The following is a 26762-nucleotide window of genomic DNA, read 5'->3' on the forward strand; positions in this document are numbered from 1 at the left end:
GAGAACTCGATTCGATCGGGGTAAGTCAGCGGAGACGGGGTAGCGACGCCGGGCGGGCGGTGGCGATGAGGTCGGCCAGCGCCGCGACGGTCGGTGTTTGGAAGTAGGTCTTGAGATCCAGCCGGATCGCGAAGCGGTCTTCCAGCGCGGTGAACAGACGCAGCGCGGTGTGGCTGGTCCAGTTGTCCAGCTCGTCGAACCGGCGCTCGTCGGTGATCTGCTCGGGCGGCAGATCGGTGACCGTGGAAATCAATTGGGCGAGTGTGGTTTTCGTATCAGACATGCGGTTTCGTCCGTTCGTCGGTGTGGATCGAGATCCACGCGGGGGCCAGGGCCGGACGCGGGTCGAGCGGGAGGACCCGGCGCGTGCTGCCGTCGGGATCGGGGTCGCGGTCGGCCGTGACGAAACCGGCGTCGGCCAGGAACTTCTCGGCCGGTCCGTTACGGCCGCTGCTGCGGAAGACCGCCTCCAGCCGCACCACACCCGTCGTGACCGCCTCATCGATCACCGTTTGCAGCACCGCGAACTCGATACCGCGCGCGAAGACCCGGCAGCTCATCACGGCGTTCTCGATCAGCCAGTGGTCGGTGTGCTTGGCGATCCACAACGCCCCCACCATGCCCTCGCGGCCGAACCGATCGCTGACCTCGAACCCGAGCACGGCATGCTCGGCGGAGCCGGCCATCCGGCGCGTCTGCTGCGCCGTATGCGCGCGCCCGGTGAGATTGAACTGATTGGTGCGCCCGCCGAGCTGCACGATGCGCGGCAGCAGGTACTCGTCGGCCCGGCGGACGGTTACCTCGATGCCGAGATCGGTCAGGTAGCCGTCGAGCGTGGAGCGGCTGCTCGTCCACTCCTGTCTGCGCACCCTGGCTCGATACAGTTCGGTGCGCTGCCGGTCGGTGTCGGTCGTGGTGAGCACGGTGAAGTGGTCGCCGGTCAGCAGCGCGCCGAGGTGCCCGGCCGGGTCGCCCGCCAGCGGCACGACGGTGACCTGCGGCAGCGCGCGACCGACCAGCTCGCATTCGAACGCCGAGTCGTCGGCGAAGACCAGGCTGTCGAGCCCGAGATTCAGCTCGGCCGCGATCGCCGCCAGGCTGCCGTCCTTGGGTTCCCAGTTCGCCTTGACGGCGACGAAATCATCTGTGCGAACGAGCATTTCGGGATGCTCGGTGAGCACCTGCGTCACCAGGTCCGGATCGTTCTTGCTCGCGACCGCGAGCAGCACGCCCTGATCACGCAGCGCCAGCACCGCCCGCTGCAACTCGGTGTAGGCATTACCCGGGTACAGCGAGCCGAGCTCGATGTTCTCCGGCCCGTCGTCGCCGAGCACGCCGCCCCACAGGGTGTTGTCCAGGTCCAGCACCAGGCACTTCTTGGCGCGGCCGGTCAGCGCGCGGGCATAACCGGCGACCTGCCCGGCGTACAGCTGCTCGACCGCGGGCGACCAGGCCATGCTGCCGAAGCGGTACAGCCGATCGTCGCGCAGCGCGACGGCGGCATCGGTGAGCAGCAGCTCCAGGTCCACTACGTCGACGTTGTCGATGCGATCGGCGAATTCGAGCAGGCCGCTGTTGAGTTCGCGCCAGGCCCGGCCCAGCCGCGCGCGCGACCGGTAGGCGTTGACGGTCCGCCATCGGATCTGCGGCAGCGGCACGGTGTGCGTGAGCACGGTGCCGGAGGTGCGCGCCGCGAAGGCCGACACTGCCGTACCGAACAGGTCGCGGCGCTGCGCGAGGAGGTTGCGCACGGTGTCGAGGTCGGCGGGATCGGCGTCGCGGGGGAGGAACAGCTCCTCGTGGATCGGGCATACCGTGAGATCGGGTGCGAATCGCGCCAAGGCGGAGTCCGGATCGCTCAGCTGCATGAGCAGTTGGTCCGGGGATGTCAGGTGGAACTCGGGGTCGATGCCCACGGCGAGCAGCGAAATGCGGAGCAGCGGAACCAGATTGTCGGCGGTGAAGGAACCGGCCACCGCCACGCGCAGCGGATGCGATGTGGTGCCCGGCCTGCGCACCAGCGCGGAATCTATGCGCGCGAGCAGCCTGCCCGCCTCGCGGGCGGTGCCGATATCGGGGGTGTGCGCCAGCGCGGCAGGCAGTGCGGGATCGGGCTCGGCGCCCGGCTCGATGAGCCGTCGGACGCGGTCGAGTAGGTCGTCCACGACCCTCCTCTCTTTCGTTGTCGGTCAGATGCGGAGCAGCGTGCAGGCCCAGTGCATGCCGGTGCCCATGCTCAGCAGGGCGACGATGTCGCCGGTGACGAGTTCGCCGGTGGCCAGCAGGCGCTCCAGGCTCAGTAGTTGATCGGCCGGGCCCAAATGCCCGTGGTCACAGGCGATCTCGACATTGGTGCGATCCAGCGGCACGCCGAGCGCCTTCGCCAGATCGGCGAAGGCGCCGGCATTGTCGTGCAGATACAGCACCCGCTCGATCTCGCCGACCGCGACATCCGCACTCGCGCAAGCACGTTCGACGACCTCACGGTTGCGGGCGTGCAGTTGCTCGACGAAGGCGAGCGCGGCGCGGCCGTCGCCGTCGAAGAAGGTGTCCATGCGGTCGATCAGTCCGGCGATGGCGGGCCGCTCGGCGCCAGGGGTGAACGGACGAGCGGCGCCGCCGATCTCCATCCGCATGAAGTTCGCGTAGCGGCCGTCGGTGACGACCTCGGTCGCCAGCCAGCGGCACGCCGGGTGGTCGCGGCGCAGGACCGCGGCCGTCGCACCGTCCGAGCTCAACGAGGTGCTCGTTTCGACCCGGTCCCAATAGGTTTCACAGATTCGGTTGGCGGCAACCACCAGTGCGGTCCGGTACTCGGGGTGGGTGGCGAACTTTCCGGCGACGATGTCGAACGCCGCCACGCCGCCACCGCAGGCCTGACTCAGCAGGATCGCCTCCGCCTGGCGGGTGTCGAGGCGGCCCGCTACCGCGGCGGCGGGATCCCAGTACAGGTACTCGGCGATGTCGGTGATCGCCAGGATCACCAGATCGACCTCGCCCGCCGTGATTCCGGCGCGCCGCAGCGCGGCCGCCCCGGCGCGCACGGCCAGGTCGGTCAGGCCGACCTCCGCCGGTGCGCGGTGCAGGCGGCGGTAGCCCCACTGCCGTACCTTCTGGTCGTCGCCGGCCAGTTCGTCGATGGTGACGGGTGCGCCGAGGGCGTACCCGATCCCCATGATGCCCAATGACATTCGTCGTCCCTTCGGTGCGGCTAGCGCACGCCGTTGACGTCCTCGGTGGTGACAGCGAACCGGCCTGCAGACCACGCCATCGCGCGCCCGAACTGGTCGAAGCTGGTGCGATTGATATTGGCGAGGTTGTCGCAGCCCTGGTGGTAGCAGCGGTCGAGCATCTGGCCCTCGATACCGCCGAACAGCCGCACCCACTCCGCCGATTTGAGGGTGTCCGAGCCGCCGTTGACGCCGCCCGCGGGAATGCCCGCCGTGATGAACGGGGCGTGGTCGGAGCGCCCGTCCAGGACCAAGCCGACCGTCGGCAGATTTTGCCCGGCGAAGTACCCGTTGATCAGGGTGGAGATCTGATCGGAGCCGGCCGGTGCCGGACCGTTCGCCGTTTTGCCGTTGTACACCTGGCGGGCGAAGTTGTCCGAGCCGATCATTTCCGCGTTCAGGTACAGGGCGGTGTTCTTGCGCTGCTCGGGCGTGAGCTGATCGATGTAGAACTGCGCGCCCGCGAGTCCCTTCTCCTCGGCCGCCCACCAGGCGAACCGCACCTTGTTGCGGACCTGATCGCGGTAGGGGGCCATGCGCAGCGCGGTCTCCAGTGTCATCACGGCGGAGGTGCCGTTGTCGTTGACGCCGGGGCCGGTGTCGACGGAGTCCAGGTGCGCGCCCATCACGATCATGTTGTCCGCGCGGCCGGTGGGGGTGTCGGCGATCAGGTTGTAGGTGTTGGTCAGAATCTCGTTGCCGCGCAGGTCGAGGGTCACCTGCACCGGCCCGGCGGCGACATCGGCCTGCAACTGCTCGGCTTCGCCCCGCGGCAGCGTCGCGGTGGGGATGCGGGCGTCGGCGGGCGGCACCATCCGGTAGCGCAGATTCAGGGTCGGGTCCGGCGAGTCGCCGTTCATCAGCATGGCTGCGGCGCCGACCTCGGCGGCCACCAGCTGCTTCTGGGTGATGAAACAGTCGCCCACCCGGACCAGCACGATCTTGCCGCGCACATCGCTGTTCGCGTAATCGTCGACGGTGCAGCCGGTGTCCTTGCCCGTCGGCAGACTCACCGCGGCGTTGAGGCCACCGTCGGGGGTGGAACGGGAGAATCGGGCGATCACCGGGTGCAGCGCGCGGGCCTGTGGCGCGGTCACCGAGCCGGTCTCGGCGCGAATGTCGTAGTCGGGGAAGCTGAATTGCTGCCGCGTCACCTGGTAACCGGCGGCGGTGAGTGCCGCGGTGAAGTACTGAGCGGTCGCCTCGTAGCCCGGGGAGCCCGATACTCGGTGTCCGCCGAAGGTGGTGGTGAGGTTCGCGAGGGCCGCGAGGTGTGGCCACGCGCCGTCGCCGGTGACCTCGGCCGCAAGACGGTCGGCCAGGGCATTGGCACTAGTGTCGGCGGAGGCGGCCCCGGTGTGTCCGGCCAGGACGGCGGCGGCTGCCAGTAACACCGCGCCGGTCAGCGCAAAGGGCTTGCGCCGCATGGAAAGTCGGCGGGACGGTCGTGTCATCTGGCAACTCCTGTGTTCTGGTGACTCGGTGGGACAGGCACGGCCGAGGCCGCGCCGAATGCTTCCGCGAGCGCGAGAATGCGGTCGGGGGTGAACAATTCGCCGCTGTAGCGCCACTGCACCCGGACCCGGTCGGCGACGAGCCTCGGATAGACCTCGATCGCGGCGGGTCTCGGCATATCGGCGGGCCGGTCGCGGCCGACGAGTTCGTTGTCGGCACCGGTCAGCGCACCGTCCCGCTCGTCGGACAGGAAAGCGGGCGTGCCCCAGAAGGAGAACAGCACGTCCGGTGTCCGGATCTGATCCAGTGCGGTGCGCACGGCGGCATCGGGGTGGAACCTGCGCAGGGGTTCGAAGTCGAAACCCCGTCCGGGCACCGATCGCAGCTGTGCCGCGACGAAGGCGGCGTGGTCGGCCGGGGTGCGCCGACCCGGCAGGCCGAGGGCGAACGGGTAGGTCGTGTTGAAGAAGCCGACGGTGCGGCCGAGATCGAGGTCGTCGAACAGGTCTTCGCGGCCGTGGCCGACCAACTGGACGGCGATCTCGCCGCCGCGCACGTCGAGCCAGTGCTGCATCGCGGCGCCCAGCGCGGCCAGCAGCTGTTCCGAGCGGCTGAGGCCGGAAACCAGGGCGGGGGCGGGGAATTCGGTGACCAGTTCGCCGGTGTTGCCCTCGATGCCGAACGAGTCGCCCGCCACGGCACGCAGTTGCATGCCGTCGCCCCAGGTGCGGTCCAGCCAGTAGCCCGCATCCAGGGTGTCCGGGCGGGTGCGGACCAGGTCGGCGAGTCGGCGTGCCCACGCGAAGTAGCTGGCGCTGGGCGTGGGCAGTTCGGTGGTGCTGGTTCCGGCGAGGAGCGCCGAAAGGTCTTCGGTCAGTATGTTCCACGAGTAGAGGTCGACCATCGTGTGGTGGATCACCAGCACGAGCTGGTCGTCGTGACCCGCCGGGGTGTGGAACATGCCCGCTCGGCAGACCGGGCCGTCGGACAGGCTCAAGGTGCTGTGCAGCTCGGTGGCCGCGTCGTGTATCTGGTGTTCGAGATCGACGGGATCGGCTGCGGTGAAATCGAATTCGGTGATCGCCGGGGGCGCTCCGGTGGTCAGTAATTGCCAGCCGGCTTCGACCGAGCGCAGTTGGGCATGCAGGACGGGGTGTCGGTCCGCGAGGGCCTGCACTGCGCGCTCGACGGTGGCGGTGTCGATGTCGCGGCGCAACGTGTAGCGCACACCGTGGTTCCAGTAGTCCGGGTTGGGCACGCCGCGGCCGAGGAACTCCAACTGCGGTGGCGTCGGGTCGACCGTCGAGTGCGCCTCCGCAGCGACCGGCGCCAATGCGGTTGTGGCGGAGTCGGTGTCGCGCTCGGCAATGGTCTCGGCGACAGCAGCGACCGTCCTGAGTCGGAGGATGGCCCTGGGCCGCAGAGCTATTCCGTTGGCGCCCGCCTCGGCGGCGATGGCGATCGCGGAGATCGAGTCCCCGCCGAGATCGAAGAAGTCGTCCTCGATGCCGACTCGGTCACGCCGTAGGTAGCGTGACCACAGCTCGCAGAGCTGTTCTTGCAGAGCATTGTTCGGTGCGACGTGTGCGGTGGCCGTCGGCGTGTCGATGTCTGGTGCCGCGGCAGGAACCCGTCGTGCTGCCGGTGTGATGCCGATCGACAACGTGTGCACCGGCGTGTTCGGATCCAGCGCCGCCAGCCGGTCCAACAGTGCGTGGTACGAATCGAACCAGGCCTGGATCGTGTCGGGGCGGAACATCGTCGGGTCGTACTGCACCCGGCAGCGCAGCTGGCTGCCGTATTCCAGCACGGTGACCGCGATGGGGAAGGCCGCGCCGCCCTGTCCGACATCGAGCAGCTCCACCGCCGGGCCCTCGGGGCCCAACTGTCGCAGTGGCTCGACGCCGCTGGTGACGGTGAACATGGTGGCCGCGAGCGGGTCCGCGGAGTTGGGGCGCGCTATGCGCCGGAGCCGGTCGGTGGGCAGGTCTTGGTGGTCGAGCGCTCGCAGCGAGGCAGTGCGGACCGCGGTGAGCAAGGCGGTGATCGACTGTTCGGGCTGCACCGTCGCCCGCACGACGAGGGTGGTGGCGTAGTTGCCGACCACCGGCTCATCGATCGGCTTGCGCCCGGCTGCGGGCACCGCCACACAGACGTCCTGCTCGCCGGTGAGCTGGCGGAGCAGTGTCATCCAAGCTGTCAGTAGCACCGTGTGCAGGGTGCAGCGCTCGCGTCGGGCGAGTTCGCGCAGTCTTGTGGCGCGGTCGCTGTCGATGGGCAGGGCCGTTTCTTTTGTGCCGTGCGAGGTTTCGCCGGCATCCTGATCCACCGGCAGGGGTACGTAGCGCGTGCCGGACAGGTACTCCGACCAGAACTCGGTGAGTTCGGTTCCGGTCGGGCCGTCCAGGAGCGCGTGCTGATCGGCGACGTAATCGAGGTAGCGGCGTTCCGGAACGGGCAGTGTGCCTGGCTCGCCGGCCAATTCGGCGAACAGTAGGCGCCACGACCAACCGTCGACGAACAGATGATGGAAGGTGAGGAGCAGGATCTGTTGGTCGCCGTCCCGGAACCGGGCTCGCACCAGCTGGTATCGGCCCGGTGGGCCATCGGGTGGCAACGGCGCGGCGACCAGCTCTCGTAGTCGGTCCTGTAGTTCTTCCCGGGATTCGGCCGCGGTGCGATCGGTCGGTTCGAGCACCGTCTCGGTGAGCGCCACGCGGGTCTCGTCCAAAGGAGTGGTTACCTGGCGTGGGCCGTTGGGCGAGTTGACGATCCGGGTGCGCAGCATCGGATGCCGTGCCACGACTGCCTGTAGACGTGCGGTGAGCGCGTTGGTGTCGACTGCTCCGTCGAGTAGCAGGGCGGCGGGCACGTTGTAGGCGCCGGTGTCGGGGTCGAGCTGATCGGCGGCCCAGATCGCCAGCTGCTGTCCGGACAATGGTCCTTCGTCGGGCGGCGGAGCATTTTCGCAGAGCGCGGTGCTGGGCGCGGGCACTGTCGTCGGCGCGCTATCCGTTGGGGTGGAGGGAGTCTCACCAACCAGCTCGGCGACAGCGGCTGCGGTACCGGCCAGATCCGGGTAGTCGTAGAGGTCGAGCACGCCGAGGTCCGTGCCGAACCGTTCGTTGATCCGAGCTACCAGCTGTGCCCCGTTGAGCGAGGTGCCGCCGATGTCGAAGAAGTCGTCCGACGGAACCACTTCCGGCTCCTTGAGGACCTCCCTGGCCAGGGCGAGCACGATGTCGGCGACGGATTCGGTCGGGGCGGAGTCCAGTGGCGTCGGTGCGGCGGCGGTGGGGGTTGCCGTTGCGGCCGATGTTGCGATCGTCGATGCGCCGGATGCTGCGACCATCGATGAGGCAGTGGTCGTAGCGACCGATGGGGTGGTAGCTGCGCCGATCGGTGCGCCGGAGGTGGCGGCGAGTGGTTCCGCGACGGTCGGCCAGCAATGCACTTCGGCCAGCGGGGCGACCGGAAGCTCGATCCGCCTGCGCGGCGGTCGGCCGATCACTCGGCGCCAATCTACCTGGTGCCCTGCAAGATACAGTCGACAGAGCGCGTGCGCCGGAGTCGACGCGACCGTGGCGGCAGGGTCGGCGGACAGCAATGCCGACAGCGCGCTACCCGGTGCGAGATCGACAATCACCGGGTCGGTCAGACCGGCCAAGACCGTACGCAACGTCTCGGCGTTCGGCGGCGTCGGTGTGCCGGGGTCGGCTGCCAGTGCAGCAGATAGATTGTCGTCACCGCGGAGTACCCGAGCTGCTGTCGCACCGACGCCGTGGGACAGCAGCAGCTCAGCCGTGATCCCGGCATCGGTGAGGACTCGATGCGCGCCGAGCAGCCAGACGAGCCCACGCTGAGCGGACGTCCAATCCGCTGCTGCCACAAGGGTTTCAGACCCCGCAACGACTTCGGCGAATCCAGGGAAAGCGTCGGCGACGGTCCGCAGGTCCTCGGCCGTCACGTCATCCGCGTCGCCGAGCGCGACGACCACCGGAGCCGGATCCGGCGGTGCCGACCGCTCCGCTGGCGGCGCGGCCAAGCTGTCGGTGAGCCGGTCGAGTAGTTCCTTCGCATCGTGCACCACCCAGGCGTGCCGGTGCGCGAAATGCTCTCGGCCGACCGACAACACCTCCGCGACAGCGGCCAGGTCGAAGCCGGCCGGATCCGCGGCCACTTGATCGTGCAGCAGCTGTACCTGTGCGCGCAGGCCGGCGCTGTCGCGTGCCGACAGCACGACAACCTGAGCTCCAGGTGCCGCAACGTCCCTGTCCGGCAACGGGTCCGGTGCCGCGACGATGACATGCGCGTTGGTGCCGCTCAGCCCGAAGCTGCTGACGGCGGCGTAACGCGTGCTCGCCGACGGCCACGGCTCACGGCGATCGGCGAGGCGCAACGGCGCTGACGTCAAGTCCAGCAATGGATTCGGCTGCTCGAAGTGTGCCGTCGGGAAAATCTCCTCGGCCCGGAACTGCGCGAGGATGCGGACCAGCCCCGCGAACCCGGCCATACAACCGAGGTGGCCGAGGTTCGCCTTGACCGAGGAGACCGCGGGACCACGACCCTCGATCCCGGCGTACGCATCGATCAGCCCCTGGATCTCGATCGGGTCCCCGATCTTCGTGCCCGTGCCGTGCGCCTCCACGTAACCGATTGCCCCAGCCGAGATTCCGGCTTCGCGCAGTGCCGCGGTGATGACTTCGGTCTGCGCCTGCGGGCTTGGCGCGGTGAGTCCCGCACCGCGCCGCGCGTCCTGGTTGACCGCACTACCGCGCAGCACCGCGTACACGGTGTCGCCGTCGCGCAGGGCGCCGTCGAGCCGTTTGAGCAGGACGAACCCGCCGCCCTCGCCGTAGGTGGTGCCATCGGCGTCCGCGTCGAACGGTCGGCACCGATCCACTGCGGACAGCACGCCCATGCCGTCGCTGCCGTGCTGCGGGAGTGCGCCGAGCACCAGTTCATAGCCGCCGACCAGGGCCGAATCGCATTCTCCCCGTGCGACTTTCCAGCGGGCTTCGTGCAGTGCGACCAGGAACGACGAGCAAGCGGTGTCCACCACCTGCGCCGCGCCCCGTAGATCCAGGTGATAGGCGATCCGCCCGGCGGCGTAGGCGTGCAGGCTTCCCGTGGTGGCCGGACCGAGCCTGCGGTCCGCGGCGGGTAGCAGATCGGACAGGCTCGGATGCGGCCCACCGTAACCGCCGACCATTACTGCGGTATTCGTCCCCGCCAGCTCGGCCTGCGCATAACCCGCATGCCCGATGGCGCGGCAGGCCAGCTGGAGCATGCGCCGCTGCCTCGGGTCGATCAGCTCGGCTTCGGCCTTGGACAGTCCGAAGTAGCGGTAGTCGAAGCCGGTGATGTCGTCGAGCCAGCCGCCATCGCGATCGGTCGCCGACCGGGTCACGCCGGTGGCCGCGGCCCGCGTCGCCGGGAAGCGGCGCATGGCGTCGCGACCGTGCCGCAGCAGCGCGGTCAGCGACTCCCAGTCGGCGCAGCCGGGTAGCTCGAAGGCGACGCCGATCACGGCGACCGCCGGGGTGTCCTCGCCGGTTTTCATAGCCGTGTCACCTCTTTCTCAGTGGTCATCGCCCGGACATCGGGCAGCGCGATAATCGCCAGGTTCACCACCGCGACCAGGACGGCCATGGTCAGCAGGGGTACGGCGTTGCCGGTCACCGCGGCGATCGGGGCGGCGACGGCCATGCCGAGCGGGCGGGCGGCGAAAGAGAGCAGGGCGTCGTAGGAATCGGCGCGGGCCAGGGCTTCCGGCGGGAACTGTTGCTGCATCGTGGTCTGCCACAGCGTGTTCAGCAGCCCGACCCCGAGCATGGCGGCACCGTAGGCGAGCGCGTCGACCCAGCCCGGCGCCAGCGCCGCGAAACTGATCATCGGCAAGGCGAACAGCGCGCCGCACGCCGAGGTCACCACCAGCGGACGCCGCACCCGCAGCCGCGGCGCGACCAGCGCGCCGATCACCAGCCCGGCCATGCCTGCCTGGTAGATCAGCACCCAGGACAGCTCGCCGCCCAGTGAGTGCACCGCGATCAGCGGGCCGAGCGTCATGAGCACGCCCGCAGTGAGATTCGAGACGCCGTGCCCGATCAGGTTGGACCAGAACCACGGTCGGCTGCGCACCTCGAGCCAGCCGTCGGCGAGCTGCCGGAAGAAGGTCACCGGATGCTCGATCACCGGGCGCGGTGCGATCCGGAGCCCGCCGAGGGTGCAGGCGGCCACTGCGAACAGCGCGGCGGTGACGACGAATGTCCAACCGGGACCGACGGTTACCGCGAGCACACCGGCCACGCCGGGCCCGGCGACCAGGGTGACGCCGCGCACCACGCCGAGGTAGCCGTTGGCGCGCAACCGATGTTCCGGCGGAACCGTCGCGATGACCAGCGGCGACATCGTCGGGGTGCCGAAGGCGACGCCGATGCCGGTGATCGCCGAGAGGATCACCAGATCGGTGATTCGGACGATCCCGCACAGCAATTCGACGCCGATGACGAGTTGGGCGAGCCCGCGCGTCATGTCCGCGGCGAACGCCACCTTCTGCGGCGCGAACCGGTCGGCGAGCACGCCGCCGATCGGCAGCAGCAGCAACTGCGGCGCCAACTCGGCCGCGAGCACGAGGCCGAGGTCGCCCGCCCGGCCGGTGGCGTCGAGCACCGCGAGGGTCAGCGCCATCGGCACCAGCGCGGTGGCCAGGAACGACAGCGTGCGCCCGAGCAGCAACCGGCCGAAGCCGGGCACCTGCGACATGGTCTTCCTCATTCGCACGCCCCGCGCTGCGGCGCGAACGGTTCGGAAAGGAGCTGTAGCAACGGCTCCGGTGCGCTGAGGAAGTCGTAGTGGCCGCCCGCGACCACCGGGAACCGGACATCGGCGCCGTAGTGCTGCCAACCGCGCAGTTCGTCCGGGGTGACCTCGGGGTCGTCGGACCAGTGCAGCACGGTGATGGGGAACGGCACCTCGATGGGCGCGGGTCTGCGATAGACCCGATTGGCCGCCAGATCCTCGCGCAGAATGGCCAAACCGAGCTCGATCAACTGCGGCTGCACCTGTCCGCCGCGGGTGACGGTGAGAAATTCCAGTTCCGCACGCAGTTCGTCATCGGACATGTCCAGGAAGCGATCGTGCGGACAGTCGTGCGGTGCGACCTGGGCGGAGACGAACAGTCGCTGCGGAATCGGCAGCCCGCGCTCGGCGAGCAGCCGCGCGGTTTCGAAGGCAGGCAACGCCCCGGCGCAATGCCCGAAGAAGGCGAACGGGCGGTCCAGATGCGGTAATAGCGATTCCGCGAGCGCCTCGGCCAGCGCCGCATAGGTGCCGTAATGCCCTTCGCGCAGCCGGTTTTCCCGGCCAGGTAGCTGGATGGCACAGATCTCGATGCCACCGATGCGCCGCGGCCACTGGTTGAACATGGATCCGCCGACCCCCGAATACGGGAAGCAGAAGATCCGCGCGGCCGCGTCCTGGTCGGGTAGGCGGAGCAGCCAGCGGGTCATGGGTGCGGCATCGTGCAGGGTGGTCTCGGACGTCACTGAGTTACATCCCTTCGTCGTGGCACTGCGGGTTTGGTTGTGGCGCTGCGGTTTTCGCCGGACCGCTCATCTGGTCCGGATCAGGAAATGCGTCATACCGGCGATGAAGACCGACGCCAGGTGCTGCGGTGGTGCCATCGGCTCGATAGTGGTGAACCGCCCGGCCAGTTCTTCGAACAGCACCCGGAAGGTCAACCGCGCCAACGGTGCGCCGAGACAATAGTGCGGTCCGTGGCCGAACGCGATGTGCCGGTTGTCGGTTCGGGTGACGTCGAACCGGTACGGGTCGGCGAAGACCGATTCGTCCCGGTTCGCCGAGCCGATCCAGACCGCGACGGCCTCACCCGCCTCGACCAGCCCGCCGCTCAGCTCGGTGTCGGCGCTCGCGTACCGCAGGAAGCTGTTGGCGGGCGAGGTCCAGCGCAGCCCCTCCTCGACCAGCCGGGGAACCAGTGCGGGATCGGCACGCACAGCGCGCCACTGGTCTTCGTGTTCGGCCAGCGCGAGCATGGTCCCGCTGACGGTGTGCGGGGTGGTGGCGTTCGCGCCCAGTAGCAGGCTGTAGCAGTTGTATACGACCTCGTCGTCGGTGAGCGGCGCGCCGCCTGCCTGCATGCTCATCAGATGTCCGATGAGGTCGGCGCGCGGGTGGTCGCCGCGGTGGCGTTTGACCAGCGCGCCGAAGTAGTCGAACAACTGATGATGGGCGATGGCCAGGGTGGCCGAACCGCTACGGACCCGGAATTCGGGATCCTCGGGTGCGGCGGCCATGGCCGTCCACCGCACCAGGTTGTCCCAGTCGGCCTCCGGAATGCCCAGTAGCGCACCGGCCACCGTCATCGGCAGCTCATACGCTTGCTGCGCGACATCCCAGCTGCCGCCGTCGCATGCCGGGGCCAGAAACCGTTGCACCGCAGTGCGTATGGAGTCCTGCCAGGCCGCGACCGTGCGGACCGAGAGCTGCGGTTGAATCGGGCGCCGAAGCTCGGAATGTCTTGGCGGATCGGTGGATACGAGCATCTTGCCCGCGGAGATGTCGCCGTGCCCGAGTTGGGTGAGCACGCTGCCGCGTTCGGAGGTGAAGGCGCGATGGTCGCCGAGCACCCGGCAGGCGTCCGCGTGCCGGGTGACCGATCGGAAAGATCTTCCGTCGGACAGTATTTGGCGATGCAGCGGAGCGTCGGCGCGCATGGCCGCCCACACCGGATGCGGGTCGCCGGTGGCGAAGAAGTGCGGATCGAACAGGTCGACCCCGTCCAGATCGGTGGCCGCGCGGACGTCGGTGCTGATCTTCACGCGCTACGCCGCCCTTGCTCGACGGCGGCGGCCAGGCCTGCCGGGGTCGGGTCGAGGTAGAAGGTGACCGGCGAGACGGTCACGCCGTACTCGCGCTCGAGGTCGGCGGTGATGCGCACGCCGAGCAGCGAGTGTCCGCCGAGTTCGAAGAAGTCGTCGTCGGCGCCGATGCCCGTGATGCCGAAATAGTCGGTCCACAAGGTGGTTACGGCCGTCTCCAGCGCGGTGGACGGTTCGCGGTAGGCACTGGTCAGTTGGGGGCGTTCGGTGGGCTGGGCGGCGGCGAGTGCTCGCCGGTCGATTTTGCCGTTGGCGGTCAACGGCAGGGCGTCGACGATGCGGATCAGCGTGGGTACCGCATACGAGGGCAGCGTGTCGGCGAGCGCGCGGCGGACGTCCAGGGTGGACAGTTCGGCGTTCGTTGCACCGACGAGCCAAGCGGCCAAGCGTTTTCCGCCGCCGCGCTGATCTTGCGGGACGACCGCGAGGGACGCGACACCGGGCAGGGCGGCGATCGCGGCTTCGACCTCGCCGATCTCGATGCGGAACCCACGGATCTTCACCTGGTGGTCGATCCGGCCCAGATAGTCCAGGGCGCCGCTCTGTTGCCGACGGACGAGATCGCCTGTGCGATACATGCGTTCGCCCGGGATGTGGGCCACCGGGTCGGCGACGAAGGTTGCGGCGGTCAGGCCGGGGTCGCCCCAATATCCGTGCGCCAGACCGGTTCCCGTCGCATACAGCTCACCGGCCGCATCGTCCGGTACCGGGGCAAGCCGGGCATCGAGTACGCGCACGCCGGTGCCGCGGATCGGGTGGCCGATCGGCACCGGCCCGGTCGGTGTGCCGGCCACGGCGTGACAGCAGGTGAAAGTTGTGTTCTCCGTCGGCCCGTAGCCGTTGATCACCGTCGTGTCGGTCAGCGTGGTCACGGCCCGGTGGACGTGTGCGGGGGACAGCACGTCGCCGCCGGCGAGCAGATAGCGCAGGCTGCGCAGTTCGTCGAGGCCACCCTCGGTGACCTGCTGGAACAGGCCCGCGGTCAACCAGAGCACGGTCACCCGATGGTGACCGACGAGTTTGGTCAGATCGCTGAGCGAGAGCTCGGTGTCGGGCGCGAGGACCAATTGCGCGCCGTTGAGCAGCGCGCCCCAGATTTCCAGGGTCGAGGCGTCGAAGGCGATCGGCGCGAATTGCAGAAAGACGTCATCCGTTGTGACGGAGAGGAAATCGGTGTCGACCACCAGCCGCGACACCGCGCGGTGCGGCACGCATACCCCCTTGGGTGTGCCGGTGGACCCCGAGGTGTATGCCAGGTAAGCCGGGTGCAGATCGGTAATGGTGACCGGCGTGGGCGACTGAGCGGGGCGGTCTGCGTCCAGCGACACCGTGCGACAGTTCGCAGGCAGTTGTGGTGCTGAATCCTCGTGTACCAATACGATTCGCACGGCCGATCGGCGCAGGACGAGCTCGCGGCGCTGCCTCGGCGAACGCTCGTCGAGCGCGAGGTATCCGGCGCCTGCCTTCAGGATGGCGAGCAGGCCGACAATGGTGGCGGTCCGGCGGCGGGCGTCCACTGCCACGATGTCGCCCGGGCGTACGCCGCGGTCCTGCAGATGCCGGGCCAGACCGTCGGATCTGCGGTCGAGTTCGGCGTAGGTGAGTTGTCCGCCATCGCCGATCACAGCCACCCGTTCGGGGTGCTGTTTTGCCAGCAGCGTAAATCGTTCGCCGATGACCGACGGGCAGGCAAGAGCGTATTCGTCCACAATCAGCCTCACGGTCTCGGGGGTCACCCGAGACTTTCGTACAGAGAGATCTCACCGGGTCTGGAATTCGGTAATACGTCCGGTGCTGGATATTTGCGGAAAGTGTGATCGCGGATGATGATCGCGGCTTTCCGGGAAATACGCGACGGGCGGCCTCGACTGCGCGAGGTCGACGTCAGCGCTGAGTGAGGTCGGTATCGACGCTGGTCACGCGAGCCGACCCCGAGTTACGGTTCCGACGGTCGCAACCGTGATAGCGCGTGAATGCGCGAAGCGGAAATTGTGGACATATCATGACCCCCTATGAGCATGTAGCTTCCCCTAGTTCCGGCTGGAATCATTAGAATCGATCCCATGAATTTGTGACAGAAGAACGATATGTGACCTGTGTCACAAACCCCCAATTCGGGGGTAATCTGTTCCGCCACTGCCGATTTCGATCTACGCCCCTATAAGAGTTCGCATATCCATTACAAGCCCATAGTTCTCGGGGGAGGTAATGATTATTGCGCCGGATCTCTGGAGACCAGTCGGTTTTTTCGAGGTGAGGACGCACTGTTGGGTAGTCGGCGGCGCTGGTCCGCCGAGACCCTGTAGTTGGGCTTCCGCGATGCTCGGGTCATCGGTCGAGCGCGGCGGGGACGCGGGGGAGCGTCCAGGTTCATCGCCCGCCGGGTCTCGTCCGGAATGCACAGGCGGACCCAGATGCGTTGGCGGCCTCGGCTACTCGACCGCCGAGTGACGTCGGCGTCGAGTGCCTGATGCATGAGTGGTCGGCCCAGCACCTGCGCCATCCTGCGGTAACCTCGGTAGACCAGGCGCCGGTACCGCACCACGACCATCGTCACATGGCTGATCACGAAGACCAGCACGCTCGACAGGAGCACCAACCACGGCGGTATGCCGCTCTCCAGCCCGGCGAACGCAACGGTCGTCCGCCGGAGCGGAGCCGAACACTTCGTGGTGACAGCGATTGTGACCACCGGCGGAGTCTGATCGAATGGGCACCATGATGCCGAAGGCCACGCTGACGGATACCCCCGATGAGCTGCGGCGGAGTTTGGGTGTGGCCGATGCTGTGGTGGTCGGGCTCGGCGCGATGATCGGGGCCGGGATCTTCGCCGCGCCGGCTCCGGCGGCGCGGGCGGCTGGGTCGGCGGTGCTGCTCGGGCTGGCGATCGCGGCGCTGGTGGCGTACTGCAATGCGACGTCGTCGGCGCGGTTGGCGGCCCGATATCCGGCTTCGGGCGGCACGTATGTGTATGGGCGCGAACGGCTCGGCGAGTTCTGGGGGTATCTGGCGGGGTGGTGTTTCGTGGTCGGCAAGACCGCGTCGTGTGCGGCGATGGCGTTGACCGCGGGCGTGTATGCGTGGCCGGAGCACGCGCATGCGGTCGCCGCGGCGGCGGTGGTCGCGTTGACGGTGGTGAACTATCGCGGCGTACAGAAGTCCGCGCTGTTGACCAGGGTGATCGTGGCGGTCGTGCTCGCTGTGCTTGCCGCGGTCGTTGTGGCGGCATTCACCGCCGAGGCCGCCGACGTGACGCGGCTGGGATTCGGTTCCGAGATAACCCTTTTCAGTGTGCTGCAGGCGGCGGGACTGTTGTTCTTCGCGTTCGCCGGGTACGCGCGCATCGCCACACTGGGCGAGGAGGTCCGCGACCCGGCCCGGACCATCCCGCGCGCGATCCCGATAGCACTCGGCATCACATTGCTCGTGTATGCGGTCGTCCTGATCGCGGCACTGACAATCCTTGGGCCGCAAGGCTTGTCCGAGTCCAGCGCACCGTTGTCGGACGTGGTGCGCACGGCCGGCGCCGGCTGGTTGGCGCCGGCCGTGCGGATCGGCGCGGTCGTCGCCGCGCTGGGCGCGCTGCTGGCGTTGATTCTCGGTGTCTCGCGCACCACGCTGGCGATGGCCCGCGACCGGCACCTGCCGCACGCGTTGGCGGCGGTGCATCCCCGATTCGCGGTGCCGCACCGCGCGGAGCTCGCCGTCGGGGCGGTCGTGGCCGTCGCCGCTGCGACCGTCGATGTCCGTGCCGCGATCGGGTTCTCGTCGTTCGGCGTCCTGCTCTACTACGCCGTCGCCAACGCGGCCGCGTGGACTTTGACCCCCGCCGAGGGGCGGCCGTGGCGGGTGATTCCGGCGGTCGGTTTGCTCGGCTGCCTGATCCTTGCCTGCACCTTGCCGATGGCGTCGGTGCTGTCCGGTGCGGCGGTCGTTGCCATCGGCGCGGCGATCTTCGCCGTCCGCAGGCAAGTGCTCCGCCGCCCGAAACCCGGACTCGGCAGGGAGGACTCAGGCGGCGCGGCGGGAGCGAATCAGGCCGAGCCCGCCCAGGACCGCGCTGGCCAGCCCGACCAGCAAGCCGACGAAGGCGCCGCCCAGCCCGTTGCCGGTGCCGAGACCGCCGTCCGAGGTGGCCACGACCAGCCCGCCGATAACCATGGCGATCAGCCCCGCCAGTAGGGCGATCAGGGCGGCGCTGCCCGCGCGGAGGCGGCCGGTCAGCGCAAGCCCGCCGATGATCACGCCGGTCAGTCCGACCAGCGCGGCGACGATGGCGCCGACTCGCCCGGAGCTCATGGTGGTCACGCCGGCGGCCATCGGCTGGGCCGAGGCCTGCGCGACCGCGGGGACGGCGAGCGTCGACGCGGTGAGGATCGCGGTGGTGAACAGGTGCCGGATGGACATGACGTGCTCCTTCGCAGAAATGATGTCGCTCGATCATGTCCGCTCGCACCACCGCCGAACATCGTGCAGGCGTGGACAATTCGCGCTGCCGCCGCTGCCGTAACCGACTACCGCAGCCGCCGTAGCGAGCCGCGGCACTACTGCGTGTGCGGTAGTCCGATGATCGTCCGTGCGCGGGATTCGTGCGCGCGCCGCTCCGGCTAGGGTGCCTACATGAGCAGGGAACGGATCGCGGACTGGGCGATCGCTGCTGGCGTGGCGGCGGCCCTGCTGGCCACCGGGTTGTCCAAGCACCACACCGCCACCGATCTCGACCCGATCGGCTACGCGTTGCTGATAGTGGGCGGATTGGCGCTGGCCGCCCGCCGCACCGCTCCGCTCGCCGTGCTGGCCGTGACCGGGTTGTGCGCGCTGGGTTATCAAGCCGTCGGCTTCGACGTGCCTACGGTCGCGTTCCTGTTCGCCGTGTACGCCGCCGTGCGCGCAGGCCATCGCTGGATCACGGTGGCGGCCTCGGTGACCCTGCTCGCGGCGCTTCCGCTCGCGGCCCTGGCCTCACTGCACGACACCGGCGCCGCCTTCGCGCAGGCTCGGGACGCGCTCGAGATCGCCTGGCTGATCGCGGCCGGTGCGGCGGGTGAAGCCCTGCGGCAGGCCGAGCGGCGAGCCGACGAAGCCGAGCGCACCCGCGAAGCGACCGCGCGACGCCGGGCCGACGAAGAGCGACTGCACATCGCACGGGAACTGCATGATTCGCTCACCCACCAGATCTCGGTGATCAAGGTGCAATCCGAGGCCGCCGTCCACGTGGCCCGCAAACGCGGTGAAGAGGTGCCCGAGGCGTTGCTCGCGATCCGGCAGGCCGGTCGCGAGGCCGCCAGGGAACTGCGCGCGACCCTGGAGGCGCTGCGCGACGACAGCACCACTCCGCCACCAGGACTCGCGCACGTCCCCGAACTCGTGGCACGGGCCCGGACGACCGGCTTGGACGCGAGGCTGACGATCGAAGGGCAGCGCCAGGACGTGCCTGCCGCGGTGGACCGGACCGTCTACCGGATCGTTCAGGAGTCGCTCACCAACGTCGCCAGGCACGCCGCGGCCGCGACGGCATCGGTCCGGATCGACTACCGGCCCGACACTCTGGTCGTCCGAGTCGACGACGACGGCACCGCCACCGCGAACACCGCGTCGGCGCCCGGCGTCGGGCTGCTCGGGATGCGCGAACGCGTCACCGCCCTCGGCGGGCACCTGCGCGCGGCACCGCGCAGCGAAGGCGGGTTCTCCGTGCACGCCGAACTACCCGTGGATCGGACCCCATGATCCGGGTGCTGCTGGTCGACGACCAGCCGCTGATCCGCAGCGGTTTCCGCGCACTGCTCGAGCTCGAGGACGACATCGAGGTGGTGGCCGAGGCCGCCGACGGGAGCCAGGGCATCATGCTGGCCCGGGAACACCTGCCCGACATCGCCCTCATCGACATCCAGATGCCGGTGGTGGACGGCATCGAAGCGACCAGGCGCATCGCCGCGGACCCGGCCCTGTCCGGGGTGCACGTCGTCATCCTGACCAATTACGGCCTGGACGAATACGTTTTCGACGCGCTACGTGCCGGGGCGGCCGGCTTCCTCGTCAAGGACATCGAGCCGGAAGACTTCCTGCATGCCATCCGCGTCGCCGCGCGCGGTGACGCCCTGCTCGCACCGTCGATCACTCGCCGACTGATCGACCGGTACGTCAGCCAGCCGCTCGACCCGGGCGTCAGCGCGGCACTGAACGAACTGACCAACCGTGAGCGGGAGGCGGTTACCCTTGTGGCGCAGGGTCTTTCGAACGACGAGATCGCGGACCGGATGGTGATCAGCCCGCTCACCGCGAAGACCCATATCAATCGGGCGATGACCAAGCTCGACGCCAGGGACCGGGCCCAACTCGTCGTTCTCGCTTATGAATCCGGCTTGGTGGTCCGGCGCAACTGCTGACCGGAGGTCAGCGCGGCGGTCGGCTCATGTCCCGATTCATCTGGGGGAGTTCGATACTGATCGGCATGCGCAGTTCGGCCAGGTAGATCAGCGCGGCCTGGCGGAGGAATTCGTCGAAGAGCCAGTACACATCCGGGGCCAGCGGGACGACGGGCAGCAGGCCCTCGCGGACCGCGATGAAGGGCCCCCAGCTCACTCGGAGCAGCGGGTCCCAGAGCGGTTGCCTGGGGATGGCCAGACCGTCGGCGATCTTGTCACCGAGCAGGAATCGGGTGAACGCGCCGAGGACCGGCTTGCTGAGGATGGCGAGGTCGAGGTTCACGCCGAGCCGCAGCAGTCGGTCGGCCAGCGCGGTGCCCTCGGGGGTCGGCATCAGTATCGGGTCGAGCACCTGTGCGGCTTGGGAATTCGCGTCGGCCCACGAGTTCGGGATGTACTCGTCACGGACGCCGAGCATGTGCGCGCACACCTGCCAGGAGTGCAGGAAAGCGGCCGACTCGTGCGCCGGGATGGGCACCCGCCACGCGGTCAGATGTTTCATGACGGTCGTCGGCAGGCTGTGCCAGGTGACCATGATGTCGTTCTGGCTGATCGGAATGTCCTCCTCGGCGGAGTGCACCCAGTGCGGCGACTGCGGCAGCAGGTGGCGCACGGCGGCATGCACCAGCCGGGTCTTGACACAGGTGACAATCATTTCGCCATCGGGGGCATAGGCATTCGCGGTGCCGATGTCGTAGCCGAGTTTCGCGGTCTTGGAGATGCGGTCCTTCAGATCGTGACCGCCCTTGGAGTAGTAGACCGCCCGCGCCTCCTTCGGAATGACGGTGCTCATCATGCCGCTGGCCAAGCCGTACAGCACGCCGAGGTAGAGGCCGCGCTTCTTGTTGAACTCGACGGCGGTGCCCAGCTTGCCGTGGTCGGTCCATTGCGGTAGCTGGCGGGCGTACTCCATGAAATCTCTTAGTTCCGTGGGCAATCCGGCGGGCAGGGGCTGGCCGTTTCTGGTCCACGTGCGCAGCAGCGCGTTCACCGCGGGTACTTCGCCGCGGTCGAGCAGCCCGGCAACCACGGGGTCCGCCTCGGCATCCCACACGGTCAGCGGGTCGGCTCCGGTGCCGCTGCCCGCCACCGAACCGTCGGGTGACCAGGTCCACGGTTCCGCCCGGGCGGGCGTCACCATTGCCAAGGCCCCCAACGCGCCCAGTGCGCCGCTTGCCTTCAGTGCGTTGCGTCTGCTGAGTCCATCCATGTCGCCACTCCTCGCTGAGTCCAGCCGCCACCGGGTCGGCGCGGAGCGCTCGGGTAGCGCTGGTCCGCGCCTTTCAGTGGAAGAATGGTTATTAACTTATCAAGGTTGTGAACGCATTGTCCCGGCTTTGGAAAACAAGCCGCCGTGCGGGCTGTTGCTTTGGCTGATGCCAGTCAAAGGCGGTATGTACTGGCTTCTTTCGGGCATATTTGATCTTGATGGTGTCTCGTGATCGAGCGGGCTCGGCGGCGGCCGCAGTCGCGCTGGTTCGGTATTTTGGATCGTGAGTATCGATAACCATCAGTTACTTTGTGGTTCTGTTGGTGGATTCCCCAGTGGTCCGGGCCGGGTCAACTGGGGACGAAGTGGCATTGTCGCGGCGCACCCGTGGCGATAGTGTGCGGCTATGAGCGTCTCTCGGTCCCGCCGTGGTCTCGCGCAACCGCTGTTTCTGTCCGCCGCCGTGATGTGCGTGCTGTTTCTCGCCTCGGCGGCCTGCGGTGGCGTCGGTGAAACCCAGCCGGGGACAGACTCTTCGGGAGTAGCGAGTGTCGAGGTGAACCAGACCGGCGGTTTCGCCGGGGTCAACGAGTTCTACACCGTCGACGACAAGGTCGAGAGTCCGCGCCGCAGTGAGTTGTTCGACATGGTCGCCGGGCTACCGTTCCGGTCCCTGCAGGAGGCCTACATCGGGCCGAACGGTTGCCGCGACGCGTTCTCCTACACCGTGACCGTGACCTACCGCGACGGCACCAGCAAACGCGTCGACGCCGAGGAATGCGGCGAACCGCCGCGCGAGCTGACCGACGTCATCGCGCTGACCAAGGAGATCGGGTACCGCGGCAGCGGCAACTGACCCTCGACGCCCACCGCCCTGCGTCCGGCGGGCTTGGTCGCCCTTCGTGAACGGTTGCGCATGGTTGAATGATGCCCAACCGCACCCAGTGTGTCCCGATGGACTGCTGAGCGAGGCCAAGGACCGGGTTGTTGCCCCGATTCAGGAGGTCGTCGTGGGTGAAAGATTCGAAGTTCTGCTGCACGGGCCCATCGAGGCCGTTTTCGACTTGATCACGCAGGCGAGATTCTGGCCGCAGTGGCATCCGTACACGCGCTCGGTCGGCGGCGTGACCGAGCGGCCCTTGCGGTTGGGTGACACCGTCTATGAGCACGGTGTGACCGACGGCGTCGACTTCCACTTGTATTGGGAGGTGCGCGAGTACGAACGTCCCCACCGGATGACGCTGTACGACCGCGGCTACGACGCCACCCTGACCTATGCCTTCCAGGAACGGGGCGAGCAGACCCTGTTCAGCCGCGAGCAGTGGATCGACCCGGAGTGGGCCCCCGGCGTCGCCGAGCAACCGGCGTCGTTCAACGATCGCCTCACCGAGGCGTCGGAGGCCGCCGTCAGCTGGCTGGCCGATCACATCAATGGACTGCTCGCGGCTGAACGGACCAGTATTCCGCCACGTTGAGATCGGTTGGCGGAGTTCGGATCTCAGGTCAGATGGTCGAATTCCCCACTGACCCAAGCGATATAGCGGTCGGCGGAGCGGCGGACGACAGCGCGGGCGTCACCGTCGATGGTTCGGCCGAAATTGTCGTAGATGCGGTCGAACTCGAACTCCTCGACGGTGCGTGCGATGCGGGCGACGACGTTGGCCGACAACGGGATCCGGTTGGGATAGCTGCGCATGAAGGCGACCGATGTGCGGTCCGGGTTGGCCTGAACGGTGTCCGCGCTGAACAGCACACCCTTGCCCGCGGCGCCCGCCGCCCAGTGCAGGACCGCACTGCCCGGGAAGTGCCCGCCCAGCTGGCGCAGCGTGACCCCGGGCAACGGCTCGAGCTGACCGGACCACGGTCGGATCACCGGATCCGGGCGCGCGATCCACTCCAGGTCGGGCTCGGCGACCAGCACCGGCACCCCGCCGAGCGCCCGGCTCCACTCCACCTGCACGCCGTAATGGTGCGGGTGACTCGGCACGATCGCGACGACCTCGCCGAGCTCACGGACCCGCCGCGCGGCATCCTCGTCGACGTAACCGGTCACGTCCCACAGCAGATTGCCCGCCGGCGTCCGCAGCAGATGGGATTCCTGTCCGATGCCGAACTCCGGTTCGGTCGTCAAGCCGAACAGGTCCGGCTCCAGCTCGCGCAGCGCCACCTTGTGGCCGGCCGCGGCGAGCTCGTCCAGGGTGGTCCACTGCTGGCCCTCGGCGGGCACCCACTGTCGCTCGTCGGCGCAGATGCGGCACAGCTGCGCCTCGCCCTCGTGCTCGACCGCGCAGGTCCGACAGATCTTCCACATATTCACCTCGTCTGTTCGGTACACCCATCACTGTTTGTACACGCAGGATCAACCCTGGCGCAGTCGAACGGACCTGTGCGGCGACCGGCCGTCGCCAGCGGACTGGCGACGGCCGGATCACGGTGCCGCTCTATAGGATCCGGTCACTTCGAGGTGCGAGCGAACTCGGCACCGCGCCTTGTGCGAGCAAACCGGCACCCACCTTTCAGGGCGTGCCGAACCAGCCGACGAGCGCTTCGCGCAACGCGGCCGCTGCGGTGTCGGCGGATTCGTCGATGGTTGCGGCCCAGGCGATGTGGGCGTCCGGGCGGATCAGCAGGGCATCGGCCGGGCGGTCGTCGGTTTTGGCCGTGCGGATGTCGATCCGGTCCGCCCATTCTCGGGCGATCTCGCGCAGCTCGGCCCGGTCGGCGAGGTCGAGCAGGACCGGCCGTGCCGTGCGCATGAGTTCCGCGACGCTGGTGACGCCCTGGTCGGTGTGCAGGGTCAGGTCGGGCGCGAAGGTACCCGCGATGGCGTGCGCGTCGCCCGGCACCGGATAGCGGATGTCGTTGTGGCCGACCAGGTTTCCCATCCGACGCAAGGCGGGCTCGTCGGCGAGCAGTTCCTGGAAGACCTGCCGGAGCGCCTGGGCGGCCGCATCGTCGCCGCGGCGCAAGGCCACCTGGGCGCGGGTCTGGACCAGGGCGCGCGCGCCGGCGAGGTGGCGCTCGTCGTGGTAGGTGTCCAGCAGACCGGTCGGTGCCCAGCCGTGGATGTCGGCGCCCAGCTTCCAGGCCAGGTTGACCGTATCGAGCATGCCGACGTTGAGCGCCGTGCCGGTGGCGGGGAACAGGTGGGCCGCGTCGCCGGCCAGCATGATCCGCCCGGCGCGGTACTGCTCGGCCTGCCGATCCTTGAAGGTGTAGCGCGACAACCGAATCGGTTCTCCCATCGGGAGCTCTCCACCGAGTACGCGGCGCGCACTGTCGGCGAGTTCGGTCAGGGTCAGGGGCTCGTCGTCGTCGTATTCGGCGGACTCGTCCTCGGTGGTCTGCATGAACAGCACCCCATCGGAGACGGCGAACGCGAACACGCCGTTGTCGGTGCGCGTGAAGCCCGCGTGGATCGTGCCGAGCCCCGGGACCTCGATGTCGCCGTTGTCGAGCACCGTCACCGAATCGGGCACGGTGACCTGGCCCAGCCGGTTGACCTCCGGATAGGTGGTGCCGGGGAAGGAGATACCCGCCATGTCTCGGATCCGGCTCCGCCCGCCGTCGCAACCCACCAGGTAGCGCGCGGTCACCTGGTACTGCCCGTCCGGCCCGCGCACCTGCGCGGTCACCGCGGCGTCGTCCTGGCTCACGGCGATCACCTCGTGGCCGCGACGGATTTCGGCGCCGAGTTCGCCCGCGCGATCGTCGAGCAGCCGCTCGATCTCCCGCTGCGGGATCGGCAACGCCCGCATCGGCGGCTCCGCCATCTGGGTGAAGTCCAAATAGATGTTGCCGAACGGGAATCGGGGAGCCAGGTGCGGATCGCTGCTGGCCGCCTCGAAGCGGTCCAGCAGGCCGCGGTAGCGCAGCAGGTCCAGGATTCGACCGCCGATACCGCTGGCCTTCGGGGTGTCGCGGATTTGCGGCTGCCGTTCCAGCACCAGCGATCGGACTCCGGCCAGGCGCAGTTCACCGGCCAGCATCAGGCCGCTCGGGCCCGCGCCCACGATGATTACGTCGATGTCCGTCACTCATTACTCCATTTCCGCAGGTTCTAGCTTCGGCCGAGGAGTATGCCGGACAAACGGGGCCTTGCCGCAAGCCCCGGGGTCCGCTATAAGTTAGGAGTGGAAAGGGGTAAGTTCACTTCTTTTCCGTTCGTTCGCGCAAGCCGGGCTCGAAGTGAGCCACCGTTCTTCGGTTGGCTCAGGCCTTCAGTCCGTGCCTGGTGACGTAGAAGTTGTGGAAGACCATGACGGCGGCCAGGACGACCAGCCATTGCACGGTGCTCACCAGCGGAATCGCATCGATCGGCAGGGTGTAGGCGAGTACCACCCGCACCAACGCGTCCAGCGTGAAGACCGTGCCCCATACCGCCGTCAATACCCGCAGGTGGTGGCGGAACCGGGAGTCGTTGTCCCAGCGTGCATCCCACTCCCGGTAGCCCTCTTCGCCGATCTTCGCCGTGACGATCGCGCGGGACGCGGTGCGCATGAAGGGGCGTTGGGTCGCCAGGCTGCCCAGTATCCACAGGCCCAGCACGCCGAAAACCCAGCTGTCGCGCACCATGAGGGTGCGGGGGTCGCCGGTTACCAAAGTCATCACCGTGCCGACCACGATCAGCGTGAGGGTGAACAGCGCGATCGTGTCGAGACGACGCTGCCGTATCGCGCCGTAGGCGAGGAACCCGCCGATGAGCAACGCGGGCGCGATCAATGCCAGCCACGGGTTCACCCCGGCGGCGCGCAGGGCGTAGTAGCCGCCGAGGGGGAGTGCCAGCTCCACGATCAACTGGCGGAAGAGGTGGCGGCGCACGGCGGCTCGTTTTTGCTCCGGTGTGCGTTCGGTGGTGAGCGTCTGCGGTGAGTTCATGTCAGCTCCGGGTCACGGTTATGCGCGGGTGGCGCGTTCGAAGAGTTCGGCTAGTTCACGGGCGCAGGCCGCGGCGTCGAAGTCGGGATCGTCGGCTGCGCGTGCGACGGCCGCATCGCGTGCGGCGCGAATGGCGAGTGCCATGACCGCAGGGTCGAAGTCGCGAAAGGCCCCCGCCCGCTGTGCTTCCCGGATCCATTCCTCCTGGCCGCGGGCGATGTCGGCGACGTGTTCCAGCAAGCCGAAGGCCTGGGTGTCGTCGGGGCGGACGTTGGCGACGATGCTCGCCAGTGCTCGCTGATGGTGGGGATACTCGTCGAGCAACGCCAGGCTGGCGGCGAAGTAGGCACGCAGCCTTGCGTGGTATCCGGCCTCGGGCTCGAGCTTGGCGGCGACGAATTCCGTGTTCACCCGCACGATTTCGGCGGTCACCTCGCGGATCAGATCGTCCTTGCCCCGGAAGTGGTAGGAGATCATGCCGGTGCTGCTCAACCCCGCCTGCTGCGCGATCTTCGCGAACGACGTATTCGGCAGGCCGTGCTCCGCGATCACCTCGATCGCGGCATTCACGATCTGGGCCCGCCGGGCCGCCTCGGTGAACGTCCGCCCGCCTTGCTTGCCCGAGCCAGTGTTTGCTTGCATGAGCAAAACGGTAGCCGGT

The 26762-nt window shown here is 68.4% G+C and carries 19 protein-coding genes and 1 pseudogene; 5 read left to right on the top strand and 15 right to left on the bottom strand.

The genetic code is table 11. From position 1 onward, the window contains the following. Positions 1 to 25 precede the first annotated feature (25 nt). The 9 genes from DMB37_RS35260 to DMB37_RS35300 form a co-directional block, all read right to left on the bottom strand. Entirely contained in the window at positions 26 to 283 is a 258-nt protein-coding gene (locus DMB37_RS35260; protein ID WP_135236392.1) for an acyl carrier protein, read from the bottom strand. After that, positions 276 to 2165 carry an HAD family hydrolase gene (locus DMB37_RS35265; RefSeq protein ID WP_135236393.1) on the bottom strand — a complete coding sequence of 630 codons (1890 nt, stop codon included), beginning with the start codon at positions 2163 to 2165 and terminating at the stop codon, positions 276 to 278. The genes DMB37_RS35260 and DMB37_RS35265 overlap by 8 nt, the downstream gene beginning before the upstream one ends. Before the next feature lie 24 nt (positions 2166 to 2189). Next, complete coding sequence (locus DMB37_RS35270) at positions 2190 to 3191, bottom strand: 3-oxoacyl-ACP synthase III family protein (protein WP_135236394.1); 1002 nt, start codon at positions 3189 to 3191, stop codon at positions 2190 to 2192. A gap of 20 nt (positions 3192 to 3211) precedes the next feature. Further along, positions 3212 to 4684 carry a M28 family peptidase gene (locus tag DMB37_RS35275; RefSeq protein ID WP_206055081.1) on the bottom strand — a complete coding sequence of 491 codons (1473 nt, stop codon included), beginning with the start codon at positions 4682 to 4684 and terminating at the stop codon, positions 3212 to 3214. Then, positions 4681 to 10248: a condensation domain-containing protein gene (locus DMB37_RS35280; protein ID WP_135236395.1), complete on the bottom strand. Its 5568-nt coding sequence runs from the start codon at positions 10246 to 10248 to the stop codon at positions 4681 to 4683. Before DMB37_RS35280 ends, DMB37_RS35275 begins: the two co-directional genes overlap by 4 nt. After that, positions 10245 to 11462, bottom strand: a complete 1218-nt coding sequence (locus DMB37_RS35285) for an MFS transporter (protein ID WP_206055082.1) — start codon at positions 11460 to 11462, stop codon at positions 10245 to 10247. The genes DMB37_RS35280 and DMB37_RS35285 overlap by 4 nt, the downstream gene beginning before the upstream one ends. Continuing rightward, the gene (locus DMB37_RS35290; protein WP_206055083.1) at positions 11459 to 12232 is read right to left on the bottom strand and encodes a thioesterase II family protein; all 774 of its coding nucleotides are present in this window, start codon (positions 12230 to 12232) and stop codon (positions 11459 to 11461) included. Before DMB37_RS35290 ends, DMB37_RS35285 begins: the two co-directional genes overlap by 4 nt. Before the next feature lie 66 nt (positions 12233 to 12298). After that, positions 12299 to 13528: a cytochrome P450 gene (locus DMB37_RS35295; RefSeq protein WP_206055084.1), complete on the bottom strand. Its 1230-nt coding sequence runs from the start codon at positions 13526 to 13528 to the stop codon at positions 12299 to 12301. Next, positions 13525 to 15309, bottom strand: coding sequence for a non-ribosomal peptide synthetase (locus DMB37_RS35300; protein WP_206055085.1), 1785 nt, complete (start codon positions 15307 to 15309; stop codon positions 13525 to 13527). The genes DMB37_RS35295 and DMB37_RS35300 overlap by 4 nt, the downstream gene beginning before the upstream one ends. Before the next feature lie 1000 nt (positions 15310 to 16309). Between DMB37_RS35300 and DMB37_RS35305 the strand changes: the two are divergent. Further along, positions 16310 to 17557, top strand: a pseudogene (locus tag DMB37_RS35305) (APC family permease); the annotation flags it as partial. Between the two features lie 42 nt (positions 17558 to 17599). On the opposite strand, the gene DMB37_RS35310 reads toward DMB37_RS35305, so the two are convergent. Further along, on the bottom strand, positions 17600 to 17995 hold the full coding sequence (locus DMB37_RS35310; protein ID WP_135236396.1) for a DUF6223 family protein: 396 nt from the start codon (positions 17993 to 17995) through the stop codon (positions 17600 to 17602). A 213-nt stretch (positions 17996 to 18208) separates the two neighbouring features. On the opposite strand from DMB37_RS35310, the gene DMB37_RS35315 reads away from it, so the two are divergent. Next, positions 18209 to 19315: a sensor histidine kinase gene (locus DMB37_RS35315; protein WP_135236397.1), complete on the top strand. Its 1107-nt coding sequence runs from the start codon at positions 18209 to 18211 to the stop codon at positions 19313 to 19315. Further along, positions 19312 to 19974 (top strand): response regulator transcription factor, encoded by a 663-nt coding sequence (locus tag DMB37_RS35320; RefSeq protein WP_135236398.1) that lies wholly within the window; start codon positions 19312 to 19314, stop codon positions 19972 to 19974. Before DMB37_RS35315 ends, DMB37_RS35320 begins: the two co-directional genes overlap by 4 nt. Before the next feature lie 7 nt (positions 19975 to 19981). Here DMB37_RS35320 and DMB37_RS35325 read toward each other — a convergent pair whose 3' ends face one another. Further along, a complete protein-coding gene (locus DMB37_RS35325; protein WP_135236399.1) occupies positions 19982 to 21223 on the bottom strand; it encodes an oxygenase MpaB family protein in 1242 nt (413 codons plus the stop codon). Positions 21224 to 21629: 406 nt separating this feature from the next. On the opposite strand from DMB37_RS35325, the gene DMB37_RS35330 reads away from it, so the two are divergent. Together DMB37_RS35330 and DMB37_RS35335 are read left to right on the top strand one after the other, a co-directional pair. Next, positions 21630 to 22079, top strand: coding sequence for a protealysin inhibitor emfourin (locus tag DMB37_RS35330; protein ID WP_135236400.1), 450 nt, complete (start codon positions 21630 to 21632; stop codon positions 22077 to 22079). A gap of 154 nt (positions 22080 to 22233) precedes the next feature. Then, positions 22234 to 22698 (top strand): SRPBCC domain-containing protein, encoded by a 465-nt coding sequence (locus tag DMB37_RS35335; RefSeq protein WP_167769033.1) that lies wholly within the window; start codon positions 22234 to 22236, stop codon positions 22696 to 22698. 23 nt (positions 22699 to 22721) lie between these two features. Here DMB37_RS35335 and DMB37_RS35340 read toward each other — a convergent pair whose 3' ends face one another. The 4 genes from DMB37_RS35340 to DMB37_RS35355 all read right to left on the bottom strand — a co-directional run bounded on the left by DMB37_RS35340 (position 22722) and on the right by DMB37_RS35355 (position 26743). Further along, positions 22722 to 23534 (bottom strand): MBL fold metallo-hydrolase, encoded by an 813-nt coding sequence (locus DMB37_RS35340; protein ID WP_135236402.1) that lies wholly within the window; start codon positions 23532 to 23534, stop codon positions 22722 to 22724. A gap of 205 nt (positions 23535 to 23739) precedes the next feature. Continuing rightward, positions 23740 to 25260, bottom strand: a complete 1521-nt coding sequence (locus tag DMB37_RS35345) for an FAD-dependent monooxygenase (protein ID WP_135236403.1) — start codon at positions 25258 to 25260, stop codon at positions 23740 to 23742. Positions 25261 to 25435: 175 nt separating this feature from the next. Further along, positions 25436 to 26101, bottom strand: coding sequence for a VC0807 family protein (locus DMB37_RS35350; protein WP_135236404.1), 666 nt, complete (start codon positions 26099 to 26101; stop codon positions 25436 to 25438). An 18-nt stretch (positions 26102 to 26119) separates the two neighbouring features. Next, positions 26120 to 26743, bottom strand: coding sequence for a TetR family transcriptional regulator (locus DMB37_RS35355; RefSeq protein ID WP_135236405.1), 624 nt, complete (start codon positions 26741 to 26743; stop codon positions 26120 to 26122). Between the last annotated feature and the right edge of the window lie 19 nt (positions 26744 to 26762).

It is taken from the genome of Nocardia sp. CS682 (assembly GCF_004634405.1).
GTDB lineage: Bacteria > Actinomycetota > Actinomycetes > Mycobacteriales > Mycobacteriaceae > Nocardia > Nocardia ninae.

Bases quoted from the DNA above. Each gene is read 5' to 3' on its own strand.
- DMB37_RS35260 (WP_135236392.1), bottom strand. From the start codon at position 283: ATGTCTGATACGAAAACCACACTCGCCCAATTGATTTCCACGGTCACC.
- DMB37_RS35270 (WP_135236394.1), bottom strand. From the start codon at position 3,191: ATGTCATTGGGCATCATGGGGATCGGGTACGCCCTCGGCGCACCCGTC.
- DMB37_RS35275 (WP_206055081.1), bottom strand. From the start codon at position 4,684: ATGACACGACCGTCCCGCCGACTTTCCATGCGGCGCAAGCCCTTTGCG.
- DMB37_RS35280 (WP_135236395.1), bottom strand. From the start codon at position 10,248: ATGAAAACCGGCGAGGACACCCCGGCGGTCGCCGTGATCGGCGTCGCC.
- DMB37_RS35285 (WP_206055082.1), bottom strand. From the start codon at position 11,462: ATGAGGAAGACCATGTCGCAGGTGCCCGGCTTCGGCCGGTTGCTGCTC.
- DMB37_RS35310 (WP_135236396.1), bottom strand. From the start codon at position 17,995: ATGTCCATCCGGCACCTGTTCACCACCGCGATCCTCACCGCGTCGACG.
- DMB37_RS35315 (WP_135236397.1), top strand. From the start codon at position 18,209: ATGAGCAGGGAACGGATCGCGGACTGGGCGATCGCTGCTGGCGTGGCG.
- DMB37_RS35320 (WP_135236398.1), top strand. From the start codon at position 19,312: ATGATCCGGGTGCTGCTGGTCGACGACCAGCCGCTGATCCGCAGCGGT.
- DMB37_RS35325 (WP_135236399.1), bottom strand. From the start codon at position 21,223: ATGGATGGACTCAGCAGACGCAACGCACTGAAGGCAAGCGGCGCACTG.
- DMB37_RS35330 (WP_135236400.1), top strand. From the start codon at position 21,630: ATGAGCGTCTCTCGGTCCCGCCGTGGTCTCGCGCAACCGCTGTTTCTG.
- DMB37_RS35340 (WP_135236402.1), bottom strand. From the start codon at position 23,534: ATGTGGAAGATCTGTCGGACCTGCGCGGTCGAGCACGAGGGCGAGGCG.
- DMB37_RS35350 (WP_135236404.1), bottom strand. From the start codon at position 26,101: ATGAACTCACCGCAGACGCTCACCACCGAACGCACACCGGAGCAAAAA.
- DMB37_RS35355 (WP_135236405.1), bottom strand. From the start codon at position 26,743: ATGCAAGCAAACACTGGCTCGGGCAAGCAAGGCGGGCGGACGTTCACC.